The sequence below is a fragment of the Pseudoduganella rhizocola genome, from assembly GCF_045984285.3.
GTDB lineage: Bacteria > Pseudomonadota > Gammaproteobacteria > Burkholderiales > Burkholderiaceae_D > Rugamonas.
This window is the reverse complement of record NZ_JBJQIK030000003.1, coordinates 23,515-35,638: the sequence shown is the minus strand read 5'-3', so window position 1 is coordinate 35,638 and position 12,124 is coordinate 23,515. Positions and strand designations below refer to the sequence as shown.

At 64.0% G+C, this 12,124-nt stretch carries 9 protein-coding genes and 1 pseudogene; 3 read left to right on the top strand and 7 right to left on the bottom strand.

Features of this window, described 5'->3' with window-relative positions; all coding sequences use genetic code 11:
* Positions 1-167: 167 nt before the first annotated feature.
* The 3 genes from ACJRPG_RS07390 to ACJRPG_RS07380 all read left to right on the top strand — a co-directional run bounded on the left by ACJRPG_RS07390 (position 168) and on the right by ACJRPG_RS07380 (position 2,632).
* Complete coding sequence (locus ACJRPG_RS07390) at positions 168-428, top strand: hypothetical protein (RefSeq protein ID WP_407999419.1); 261 nt, start codon at positions 168-170, stop codon at positions 426-428.
* Positions 429-500: 72 nt separating this feature from the next.
* Entirely contained in the window at positions 501-1,166 is a 666-nt protein-coding gene (locus ACJRPG_RS07385) for a response regulator transcription factor (protein ID WP_407999418.1), read from the top strand.
* Positions 1,163-2,632 carry an ATP-binding protein gene (locus ACJRPG_RS07380; RefSeq protein WP_407999417.1) on the top strand — a complete coding sequence of 490 codons (1,470 nt, stop codon included), beginning with the start codon at positions 1,163-1,165 and terminating at the stop codon, positions 2,630-2,632. The genes ACJRPG_RS07385 and ACJRPG_RS07380 overlap by 4 nt, the downstream gene beginning before the upstream one ends.
* On the opposite strand, the pseudogene ACJRPG_RS07375 reads toward ACJRPG_RS07380, so the two are convergent.
* The 7 genes and pseudogenes from ACJRPG_RS07375 to ACJRPG_RS07345 form a co-directional block, all read right to left on the bottom strand.
* Positions 2,567-3,253: pseudogene (locus ACJRPG_RS07375) on the bottom strand (MipA/OmpV family protein); the annotation flags it as partial. The gene ACJRPG_RS07380 and the pseudogene ACJRPG_RS07375 overlap by 66 nt on opposite strands.
* Positions 3,254-3,371: 118 nt before the next feature.
* A complete protein-coding gene (locus tag ACJRPG_RS07370) occupies positions 3,372-4,172 on the bottom strand; it encodes an SDR family NAD(P)-dependent oxidoreductase (protein ID WP_407999416.1) in 801 nt (266 codons plus the stop codon).
* 18 nt (positions 4,173-4,190) lie between these two features.
* Positions 4,191-5,390 (bottom strand): DUF4861 family protein, encoded by a 1,200-nt coding sequence (locus ACJRPG_RS07365; RefSeq protein WP_407999415.1) that lies wholly within the window; start codon positions 5,388-5,390, stop codon positions 4,191-4,193.
* Entirely contained in the window at positions 5,390-6,658 is a 1,269-nt protein-coding gene (locus ACJRPG_RS07360; RefSeq protein WP_407999414.1) for a DUF2264 domain-containing protein, read from the bottom strand. The genes ACJRPG_RS07365 and ACJRPG_RS07360 overlap by 1 nt, the downstream gene beginning before the upstream one ends.
* A 19-nt stretch (positions 6,659-6,677) precedes the next feature.
* Positions 6,678-7,838, bottom strand: coding sequence for a glycoside hydrolase family 88/105 protein (locus ACJRPG_RS07355; RefSeq protein WP_407999413.1), 1,161 nt, complete (start codon positions 7,836-7,838; stop codon positions 6,678-6,680).
* Positions 7,814-9,130 (bottom strand): BNR repeat-containing protein, encoded by a 1,317-nt coding sequence (locus ACJRPG_RS07350; protein ID WP_407999412.1) that lies wholly within the window; start codon positions 9,128-9,130, stop codon positions 7,814-7,816. Before ACJRPG_RS07350 ends, ACJRPG_RS07355 begins: the two co-directional genes overlap by 25 nt.
* A gap of 2 nt (positions 9,131-9,132) precedes the next feature.
* Positions 9,133-11,979, bottom strand: coding sequence for a TonB-dependent receptor (locus ACJRPG_RS07345; protein WP_407999411.1), 2,847 nt, complete (start codon positions 11,977-11,979; stop codon positions 9,133-9,135).
* Positions 11,980-12,124: the final 145 nt, after the last annotated feature.

Genomic DNA, 12,124 nt, shown 5'->3' with positions numbered 1-12,124 from the left:
CAAGCCCAACAAGCAAAGGGGCTATCCTACAGTAAACACCGGTCCGGAGGAAAGATTCTCATCGGCTTTAATTTCATAATGACAACGCTGCATCGCTTGATCTGCGTCATGGAAGCGACACATTGACCGGGTAGCATGACGTTCATGCATCGCTCCCCGGAGTTCCCATGTCCCGACTCGTTCCCAGCCTTGCCCTGATTGCAGTTCTGGCGCTGGCTAGCTTCGGCGCCCGTGCCCTGATGCCCGCAAGCGACGCCGGCGCGCGGCAGCTGACGGATGCCGAGGCGTTCGCCCGGCGCCACTACAGCCGCTGCCTGCAGTCGGGCGCCCTGCCCGCCCCGGAAAGCTGCGCCCTGCGCACCATCCAGCTGGCCTCCCAGCTGCACGGCTTGCGCTACGGCGACGAGGTGGCGGCCGCACTGCGCTGACCCCAGGCGTTAAAAATACGTTAATGTCCCTCCGGTACGGTACGCTTACCGATATCCTGGAGAGCCCGAATAATGCATGTGCTGTTAGTGGAAGACGATGAAATGCTGGCGGAGGCGATCTGCGCCCGCGCCCGGCAACAGGGCTGGGACATCGCCCACGCCTCCAGCGCCGAGCAGGCGCGGCTGGCACTGGTGGACGCCGTCTATTCGGTGGTGCTGCTGGACCTGGGCCTGCCGGGCGAATCCGGCATTGCCATGCTGCGCCATATGCGCGCCAGCTACAACGCCACCCCGGTCGTCATCGCCACCGCGCGCGGCCAGATGACGGAACGCATTGCCGGCCTTGATGCGGGCGCCGACGACTATCTGGTCAAACCCTTTGAATTCGACGAGCTGTGGGCGCGGCTGCGCGCCGTGGTGCGGCGCAGCGAAGGCAAGACCGTGCCGCTGCTGCGCTGCCGCGACATCGAACTCGATGCCGCACGCCAGACCGTGAGCCGGGCCGGCCAGAACGTCACGTTGAGCGCCTACGAATACCGCACCTTGCTGGCTTTGATGGAACGCCTCGGCCATGTGGTCAGCCGCAGCCACCTCGAAGCCCTCGTGTATGGCAATGCCGGCGATATCGAGAGCAATACCATTGCCGTGTTTATCCACCAGCTGCGGCGCAAGCTGGGCGATGACCTGATCCGCACCTCGCACGGCCAGGGCTACATCATGGGCGGCTGGGCGGAATGAAGTCGCTGCGCGGACGCCTGCGCGCCGTGCTCGCGCTGGCTTTGCTGAGCTGCTGGGTAGGTGGTGTCGGCCTGCTGGTGACCTACACCGCCAACAGTGAACGCAGCCTGTGGGATTCCAAGCTGCAGGCCTTTGGTACCAAGATACTGCTTGTCATCCCCGCCAAAAAGATCGAAAGCAAAACGATCGGGCCGCGCCGTCAACTGCCGGATGGCATCGACGCGCAGGCCGACAACTTCACCTTCCAGGTGTGGTATGGCCGCGAATCCATGCTGATACGCACGCCCGGCGCCCCCGACCAGCCCTTCGTTCCCCAGTTCACCGACGGCTTCCACAGCAATAGCATCAATGGCGTGAAGTGGCGTATCTACGCCCTGTCCGACCGCACGGGACAGATTTCGGTTCAGGTCGCAAACCTGCAATCGGCGCTGGATGCGGAGATGCAGCGCGAAGCGCTGCTCGCACTGCTGATGCTGAGCGCCGTGCTGCTCCTGCTCGGCGTGCTGCTCGACCGCGCACTGATTCTCTCCCTGCGGCCGATTGCCAGCCTGGAGTCGGCCATGGCGCAGCGCCAGCGCTTCGACCTCGCTCCCCTGCCCGCCTCGCAGCTGCCGCAGGAACTGCAGCCGCTGGTGCTGGGCTTTAACCGTTTGCTGAAAGAGCTGGATGGCGCCATCGATGCCGAACGGCGCTTTATCGACGATGCGGCCCATGAGCTGCGCACGCCGCTGTCCGCGCTGCAGGTGCAGGCGGAGGTGGCGCTGCACGCCACCAATTCGCAGGACAAGGACGCGGCCCTGCGCCAGCTGCTCGAAGTGGCGCGGCGCAGCAGCCGCCTGGCGGACCAGATGCTTGACCTCGCACGGGTGGACGCAGGCACGAAGCGCGACCGCAGCGGCATCGTGCGGCTGGACCGGCTGGTGGCGCATGTCGCCAGCGAATATGCGGTGCACGCGGACCTCCAGCAGCGGCTGCTGGTAACGGATTGCCGGCCCTGCAGCATTGCCGGGGATATCGATGAAATCGCGATCCTGCTGCGCAACCTGGCTGACAATGCGCTGCGCTTTGCACCACAAGGCGGCGAAGTGCGCATCTCCTGCACTCCCGGCCCGGTGGTTGAACTGCGGGTCGCCGACAACGGCCCGGGCGTTCCGGAAAGCGAACACCTGGCCATCTTCCAGCGCTTCCACCGCGCCCCAGGCAACCGGGGGCGGGGAAGCGGCATCGGCCTGTCGATGGTGGCCGCAATAGCACGGCTCCACAACGCGGCCATCGCCACCGGGGCCGGGCTGGATGGCCGCGGCTTCGGCGTCAGCATCCGCTTCCCCGCCGCAGACTCAGAAACGATAGAGGTAGCCGAGGCGGACGGCGCTGCCGGTCGCGCCATCCACGAGCGGGCTGTCTTTGATGGCGCTGCTGTAGCGGGTGGCGCTGAGGTCAAGGAAAACGTCGTGGTGGGCGCCTAGCGCGTAGGCCGCGCGCAGGCCCAGTTCTACGCTGCTGCCGGAACCCGGCGTGTACAGGGCGCGGCCCGCACGCACTTCCGAAGCGCGCACGCCATAGTAGTAGTTCACATAATCGCCGTCATACCAGTTCGCGGCGATGCGCGGCGTGAAGCGCAGCTTGCCGCTGCTGAAGCTATGGCTGCCCTCCATGCGGAAGCGCCTGCCCTCCGCATCGCCGGTTGCCGATGTACCTTCCGCCGACACATTCCACGCGCCGCGCTGCCACACGGCGGCGCCGCCGAGCCACATGCCTTCCTTGCGTTCGGCCATGCCGGCCAGCCACGGCGAATCGCCGGCTTCGTAGCCATCATTGGAATAGCGTGCACGCAGGCGGAAGGAAAGCGAGCTGCCGGCCGGGATCTTCAGGTCGATGCGGCCACCCGCCACGCTGACCCACTGGCCCTCGTAAAACAGCACCGGCAACGCCCTGTTTTCGTTCTCTATATCGCGGTACACCTTGCGTTCAACACTGGCGCCGATGCCAAGCCCCCATTGCGGTCCAGCCTGCACGTCCTGCGCAAAGGCCCGGCCGGTGAATGAGGCAGCTGCAAGCAGCACCGCATAAAGCGAAATTCTTTTCATGGATTTTTTTCCTCTGATGTAAACGACGAAGCGCCCGCATGGCAGAGGAATGCCATTCAACCGCCATGCATGACAGCGGTATCCTGACCGGTACGGATTAATATGGTTTTAGCTGGGTTCAGGTCCAGCCGGCGTCCACGACGAACTCCTGCGCTGTCACCATGCGGCTTTCCGCCGATGCGAGGAAGAGCGCCATATTGGCGATGTCGGAACCCAGGATGCGGCCCGGCAGGCACTGGCTGCGGTCCATTTCCGCTTCGCCTTCGGCATCCACCCATTGCGCCAGCTGTTTGGGCGTCATCACCCAGCCCGGAGTCAGCGTGTTGACGCGCACATTGTGCTTGCCGTATTCGCGCGCCAGGCTGCGCGTGAGGCCGTTGACGGCGGACTTGCAGGCCGCGTAGACCGGGTAGCCCGCGACCTTGTTCTTCCAGCCGGTGGAACCGAGGTTGATGATGGCTCCGCCGCCACGGCGCAGCATGCCCGGCATCACCGCCTGCGCGGCGAAGAATGCCGTCTTCATATTGATGGCCATCAGCTCGTCGAAACGCTCGCTGCTGATGTCGAGGAAACTGTGGCGGGCGTCGTTGGCGGTGTTGTTGACCAGGATGTCGATGTCGCCAATGCGTTCGGCCGCCGCCTGCACGGCGCCGCGCAGCGCTTCCATATCGGCCAGGTCGGCTTCGATGAACAGGGCCTGGCTATCATCGCCCATGCCCGCAAGCAGGGCCTGCGACGCCGCCGCATCGCGGTCGGCAAATGCCACGTAGGCGCCCTGCTGCGCGAAGGCCCGCACAATGTCGGCGCCGATGCCGGAACCGCCGCCGGTAACAAACACGCGCTTGCAGCGCAGGCTCGGATAGCGCGCCGGCTCAAGCGCCGCGGCGCCCGACATCAGCTGCTGGCTATGTTCTCCCATCTGAACTTCTCCTTGTTCTTATTCGATGACCACGCGGATTGGCGAGGCGAGCCGCGCCTTGAAGGCGGCCACATAGGCCTGCCATGCTTCCGCATTCGGGAATTCGCCGCTCCAGCTGGCGGCGGCACCCAGATAGTAACGCAGCGGCCTGCCGCTTTCGGCGGGCGCGAGTATCAGTTCGTTGTCCGCGTCGGCCGCATAGCCGTTCGCACCGGGCAGGATGATGGCGGTGCCGAAGTCGCCCGCGCTGCGCTGGCGCACCCATTGCATCAGCACATCCGGCGCCGCGCGGTAAGGCCTTACGGCCGGCGTTTGCTCGGGATAGGCCGGCGTCCGGTTCAGGCCCAGCGCCACCGTCAGGGGCCGGCCGCCCGTGAAGGTAAAGGTGCTTTCCACCGTATCGAAGTAATGGCCGGCGTCCACCGTGAAGCGTTTCACCTCGCTGACCTGCACCCCGCCCGCATCCCATTTGTCGTAACTGAGCTCGAAGATGGCGCGCAGCGGACCGTTGGCGATGACACGCCAGCCTGAGTAGTTACGGCTGGTGAACAGCTCGCGGCCGTTCCAGATGCCGGTGCCGCCCGCACCGCGCGTGCGACCCACGCCGTACATATCGAGGCCGTCGCCTTCATCCTTGTGATAGTGGTCGTGTCCCTTGTTGTACCAGCGGTCGATGATGGGATAGCCGGCGCGCTTGAACCATATATCCACGCCGCTGGTGACAAGCACCTCCTTGCCGCTGCCCGGCGGTGCGTGCGCGGCCAGGGCCTGGCCGTAGGTGCGATGCGCAACCTTGTCGTTCTCCCAGGCGAAGTCGTCGAGGCGCTCCGGCACGTAGCGCGCGCCAACCTTCGCGGGGAACGGCGGCGACACTGTGCCGGTTTTCTCGACGGTGAAGCGGGCGGACTGCTCGCCTGGGGCGAAATCGTGCTGGAAGATCAGCTCACCGTAGGCAATACCCTCGCCTTTGGGGTCCCTGGCCTGCGGCGCCACATTCGTTACCTGGTAAGGCAGCAAACGCCCACCGGCATCGCGCACGGCGATCTGCTGCAGCAAGGCGCCGGGAAGGCGGCGGTTGACCTCAAGCCATGGAACAGTGATGGTCTCGGCCGGACGCGCTGCGTTCAGCTCATGCTGCACGGTGATCACCATGCGTTCCGCCGCCGCTGCGCCAAGCGCCATGGCAGCGAAACCGGCGGCGGCAAGGCAGCGCTTCATCAATAGTTCACCGGATAGTCTTTGGGGAACTTGCGGCTGGAGAAGGCCTTCTTCTGGGTCCAGTCCTGCGCTGGCGAAGTCCAGTAGGAATCGCCGGCCGGCAGCCCGAGCGCCAGCAGGCCTGCGGCAGCGATGTACATGCTGCCGTTGTTCGAATACCAGTCGCCCAGCTCCGGCTGATGGCCGCGGAAGCCGATGGTGAGGAAGCCGTCTTTGGTGAAGTTTCCCGGAGCGTCCCAGATGGCGCGGTGGGCCGCATGCAGGGCCGCACGCACCTGGCCTTCAGGCAGCGATTGCGGCAGCTGCTTGCGCCAGGCGAGCAGCGCGAGCGGCTGGAACACGGCGGTGCGGTAGGTCAGCGAACGGCCGATCGGCGGGTAGCTGCCTTCGGGGCCGACGAAGCGTTCCAGGTGCTCGCAGTAGCGCTGGGCGCGTTTGGTGGCCTGCGCCAGCAGCTCTTCGGGTTTGGCGTTCCAGAACGGCCCTTTCTTCTCCACCAGCACTTCCAGGATCTCCAGCAGCATCGGATACATCACGTAGGAGCTGTAGTAGTCGAAGTGGAAGTCGGCGCCGTCCTTGATCCAGCCGTCCCCGATATACCATTCATTGATCTTGCGGATTGCGCCGTTCATGCGCATCGGGTCCGATTCCTCGCCGATGGAGAGCAGCCAGGCTTCATTCATGGCCGCGAACAGCAGCCAGTTGATGTAAGGGACTTCGATGCGGCGCAGGCCCTTGATCTCGCTGATGATGCGCGCCTTGGTGACGGCATCCAGCGGCTCCCACAGCACCTTTGGCGCGCGCATCAGCGCGTTGGTGAAATAGGCCGAATCGACCAGGGCCTGGCCGTGGCCGCGCCAGGCCAGGTAGTCCGGGCTTCTGGGATCGACCGAACTGGTATAGCTTTGCAGCGCGAGCTGCTGCATGCGCTGGCGCAGCCTGCCCTCTTCCGTGCCGTCCACAGGCAGGGCAAGCCACGGCGAAATGCCCGAAACCAGGCGGCCGAAACATTCGAGGTAGGCGACGGCAGGGTCGCGGCCGTCCCAGGTGGGGCTCAGTTCAAGGCTGAACTTCTTTTTCAGTTCGCCCTTTGCCATCAGCGTGAGCACCGGCTCGGACATCTGCTGCAGCAGGCGCAGCATGTAGGCGCGCTCGCCGCCTGCGGCGGCGGCAGCGGCGGTTGTGGCCCCTACGGCCTGGGTTGCAGCCAGCATGCCGGTGGCTGCGGGGCCGGCGGCAAGGGCCCGCATGAAGTTGCGACGTTCCATATTGTCTCCTGATGTCTTTCTAGTGATCGAGCAGGCGCACCATCTCCGCTGCCGCCAGCAGGAAAGCGCCTACGCCGAAGTGCGCCGTCGAACTCTTGTCCACTACCTGGCCCGGAATCGCACGGTCGCCGATAGGCTGGATGTAGCCGATCTTGCCGTCCGGCTGAACCGCGAAGGTGGACAGGTAGTGCCAGCCGCGCTGTGCGGCCGGCAGGTAGTCGGCGCGCGACAGCAGGCCGTTATTGATCCCCCACAGCAGGCCATAGGTGAAGAAGGCCGTGCCGCTGGTTTCCGGGCCGGGCGCATGCGCCGGGTCGAGCAGGCTGCGGGTCCAGTAGCCTTCCGGCTGCTGGCTGTTCTTCAGCGCCGCCGCCATGGCCTGGAAGCGGGCCACGTATTCGGCGCGGTAAGGATCATCCTTCGGCAGTTCGGCCAGCACCTTGGCCAGTCCGGCGAACACCCAGCCGTCGCCACGCGCCCAGAAGTCCTTCTTGCCGTTCACGCTCTTGTGCTTTGGATACGTGTAGCGTGCATCCCGGTAGTACAGCTTCGCGTCCGCATCGTACATGATGCTGTTGGCGTACTCATAGTATTCGTGCAGCTTCTCAAGGTACTGGCGGTTGCCCGTGATGTTGTACATCTTCGTCATCACCGGCATCACCATGTAGAGGCCATCGGCCCACCACCAGTAATCCTTGTTGGGAGTGCTCATCTGGTATTCCATGACCTCGCGCGCGCGGGCGATCTTGCGCGGATCCTTTTCCAGCTGGTACAGGTCGGCGTAGGTCTGGAAGCAGATCTGCCAGTCGCCGAACATCACGTGTTCGTCGGTTTCGCCGTACTGGTACTGCCACTTCGCCTTGTCCTTCGACTTGGCTCCCATCCACTCGTTATGCTCGGCCCATTCCTCCGAATAGCGGCGATAGCGCTCGTTGCCGGTGATGCGGTAAGCCTCCATATTCCCGGTGTGGTAGGCCGCCACGTTCCAGAACGACCATTCCTTTGCCGGCGTATGCATTTGCCAGTAGGTGTTGACCTTGTCGATCACGGCCACGACATCATCGCGCTTGGTGCGGACATCGGGCGTCGTGCCTGCGCAGCCGGCCAGCGCGAAGCTGAGCGTCAGCAGGAGGCCGGTCAGGTATTTGTTTGGATTCATCTTGTGCATATTGGTGTCCATTCGAGTACGCCTACCCTTGTGGGGCCGGCGCTGGTGATGCCTTCGGCATCGGCCTGGCGTACAGGTTGAAGGTAAAGATTGAGTTGGCCCTGCTGCTGCCACAATCCGCTGTCAAAGCTGGGCTCCCACGCTCCAAGGCCGCCTTCCGCCAGGTCGCGCAGCTGCCATGGGCCTTGCCGCAGGTCCGTGGTGCAGGCCACGGAAGGCTTGCTGCCGCGTTCCGCATCGCGGAACAGCAGCCATACCGAGGCTCCGCGCACGAGGATTTGCGGGCGCGATACCGGAATCGCCTTGGTGCCCTGCCCCGACAGCGAGAAGGGCGTCTTGCGGAAAGCGAGATCATGGCTGCTCCAGGCCTTGCCGTCGTGCGCCACCACGCGGTATTGCGGCACCAGCGAACCCGCGTCGCGCCAGTAGCTCGCGATGACGGGATTGCCTCTGCCATCGGCGGACATGGAAGTCTGGTTAATCAGTTCGCTCCGCTGCGGGATGCGCGCCGCGTATTCGGCGCTGGCGGCGGTGATGGGCAGGGCATAGCGCTCGCCGCTGCTGCGCTCCCAGGTCTTGCCGCCGTCCCGCGAACGGGCATAGGCAAGATCGTGGTTGCTGGCTACGTCGGGCGATGCGCGCCACACCCAGGAAACGTGCAGGGTGCCGGATGCATCGAGGAAGGCCTGCCAGTAGGCGTTGCGCTGCCCTTCCCCGCTGATCAGATTATCCTGCAGCCTTTGCCAGGTTCCCGCGGCGGGATCGTAGCGGTTGACAACGAGATTGCCGCGCCCCGAACCGCCGTCGCGGTACAGGAACAGCAGGCTGCCGTCCGGCCTGCGGTAGAACTCGGGGTAGGACACGGAAGCTTCATCGCGCCCGGTCATCGCTTCTTCCGCGCCCAGCGTGAGCGCACCGGGCGCGGTGCCACGGGCATAGTGCAGGCGGTTGTTGTGGTGGTCCCACGCCATATGCAGGATGCCTGCGCCGTCCACGATGATGCTGATGCTGTTGTGTGCATCGCGCGCATTGCCCCGGTACTGCGTGGGATGCAGCTGCCACGCCCCAGCCCCCTGCATCCGCTTGCCCAGCACTACCCGCGCATCACCGTCATAGAAGGCGATGTACTGCATGCCGTCGTGGCTGGCCAGCGAGTTCCGTCGGAAGACCACGGCGTTTACCGAATTGTCCGCCCAGCCGTCGGCCACATCGATGATGCGGACGGCGTCATGCTGCCGCATCGCGCCCGAACAGGCGCACAGTGCGGCGGCAAGGGCCAGGCAGGAAATCCGGCGCGGCGCCATGCTTACAGCTTGCCCCGGATGCCGATCTTGATGGTACGGCCGTCATACTTCGCGTAGTCCATACGGGTTTTCTTGCCGCTGCCGTATTTGCCGGTGGCGTCTTCGAAGTAGTCGTAGGCCAGCGTGTTGGACAGGTTCAGCGCGTCGATACGCAGTTCCAGGCTGTCGTTGATGCGGTAGCTGATATTGCCATCGAGGTAGCCGCGCGCCGCACGCCAGCGGATCAGGTCATCGCCGTTGTTTCTTGGAGTGTCGCCATGCAGCGAGCGGCCCTTGTAGTTCCATGAGAAGCGCACTGCCAGCGGACCATTCTCGTAATACGCAGTAGTGCTGTACGCGTATTTCGGCACCGAGTTAACCTTGATCTCCTTGCCCGCATTGGTGATCCATTTCTGGCTGTTGAACGGATCGATATGGGTGAAACTGGCCAGCGCGCCGAATCCTTTGAACGGGTCGGGCAGGAAGTTGAAGGACTGCTGGTAGGCCAGCTCATAGCCTTTCAGCGTCTGCTCGCCTGCGTTGGTGTAGCTGCGCAGCGTCATCGGCAGGCTTGGATCCACACGGCCGTTGGCATCCTGGAAGATCGGACCCAGGGCGGTATCCGGCAGGCCCAGGGCGCCGAAGGTGGTCTGCGTGGTGTTGGCCACGGTGGCATCGGTCAGCACCTTGCGGAAGGCGGCGACGGACAGCAGGCCGCCCTGCTGGAAGTACCATTCCAGGCTGGTGTCCAGGTTCTTCGACTGCTGCGGCTTAAGGTTCGGGTTGCCGGCGGTTGCCGTGTTGTCGAACTGGTTGGGAATGACCGTCTGCGCGGCGATGATGCCCAGCGATGCGCGGCTGATGGTTTTACCCCAGGAAGCGCGCCACATCAGGGTATCCGTTACGTCGAAGGCAGCGCTCATCGCAGGCAGCAGGTTGCTGTAGGAGCCCTTCTCCGTGTTCGGGCCATAGGCCAGGCTGGCGCCCTGCTGCTTGTAGTTGTCGATGTCGGTTTCGGTGCGGGAATAGCGCACGCCGGCGTTGAAGCGCAATTCCTTCTCGAATACCTGGCCCTTGAAGTCGGACTGCACGAAGGCCGTGGTGATGGTTTCCTTGGCCTTGAAGCTCTGCGCCGGCGTGAAGGCGGACAGCGGGTTGTATGCCACAGGATCGAAGGTGGAGTAGGTGAAGTCGCGCGTGAAGGTGCCCCAGGCGTGCGGCCAGCCATCGCCCATGTCCAGGTTATCGATCGGCAGTTGCGAGGTCATGCCGGCGCGCAGGCCTGCATTGCCCAGGGCGTTGAGGCGGGCCGTGGCCAGCGAGGTGCCGTTGCGCTTGTGGATGTCCTTGCTGGTTTCAACCCAGACGGCGCCTGCCTTCAGGTGGCCGGTCCAGTCGCCCGCCAGCGCGTAATCCCAGTCCGCCACCACGCGCGCCTGCTTGCCGCGGTCGATTTCGCGGGTGAAATCGGTGCCGATGCCGAAGCCCTGGAAGTTGTTCGGGTCCGTGTAGCTGACCGGCGAGGACATCGATGGATAAACGTGGTCCGTACCGTAATCGATGGTGGAATCGATGCCGAATATCTGGCCGGACAGCGTGTCCTGGTAGCGCTCCGCCTTGCTGCGGTTGGTGCTGACCTGGCTGGTGATCCTGAAGTCTTTCGATACCTTCCAGTTGGCGTTCAGGGCTGCGTAACCGAATTCGGTCTCGTCGTCGCTGTAGGTCACGCCGCTGCTGTAGGAGGTATTGCCGAAGGTACCGGTCAGCAGGTTGGACGAAGGGTCGATGTGCACATTCAGCGGAATGAAACCGCTGTTGCCTGCCTGGCCGGCCGGCGCATTGCGGTTGGTGGTGCGGCTGTTGCGCACCAGGATGCCGAAATACGCTTCGTCGCGCTGGTTCTTCAGCTTCGAATACATGGTATCGAGGCTGATATCCAGGTCGCCCTTCTTGTACTGCAGCGAAGACACGAGGCCGTCGCGGGTGCGGTCGTTGGCCGAGCCGTAATAACGGTAGATACGCGGCAGGAAGGCGTTGTCGATCTGGGCCCGTGTGTAGCCGCCCAGGTTTGCGCGCGGCGAGTCATAGTCCAGCGCCACGGCGAAGTTGCCCTTCACCGGCGACTGGCTGCCATTGGCGGAGCTGTTATAGCCGCCGGTCGCTTCGAAGCCGGAACGGGTATTCACGCTGGAGGAATGCGAACCGCCGATCAGGAAGCCCACAGGCCCCCAGGTGTTCGAGTACAGCGCAAAGCCGGTCGGGTCGGTGTGCTCCGATGCGGTGTTGTAGGACGCCGATACGGAATAGCGCACCGTGCGCTTCGGATTGTCGAAGGGGCGCGGCGACTGCAGGTCCACCACGCCACCCAGGCCGCCTTCGGTCAGTTCCGCCAGCGGCGATTTATAGAAGTCCACCCGGCCGAACAGTTCGGAGGCAAACACGTCGTAGTTGAAACCACGGGCCGCGCTGCCGATGGTCGCGGTGGAGGTGGTGTTGACCGGTGCGCCGTTCAGCGTCGTCACCGAATACTCGGTCGGCAGGCCGCGGATCGAGATACGCTGGCCTTCGCCGGAGCTTTCATCACGGTTCAGGATCACGCCGGGCACGCGCTGCAGCGATTCCGCCACGTTCGCTTCCGGGAATTTGCCGATGTCTTCCGCCACGATGGAGTCCCGCACGCCAATGGCCTGCTGTTTCAGGTTCAGCGCCTTCTGCAGGCTGGAACGGAAGCCTGTCACCACCACGGTCTGGGAGGCGTCGGCTGGCGCCGCATCATTCTGGGCGGGCGCGATTTCTTGTGCGAGGGCTGGGTTCGAATACGCCGCCGACAGGGCTATCGGCAGCAGGGTTGCTAAAAGTTTCTTTTTCATTATGTCTCCACGTTAAGCGCAGGCTCTGTTCTCCGGTGGCTTGGCCTCTTCCGAAATCGCCGCCGGCTTTTTTTGTATTCGCGAATGTGGTCACGTTACCATACGAGTCATCGTACAACCAAGCACGCAGCTATAACATTTGACA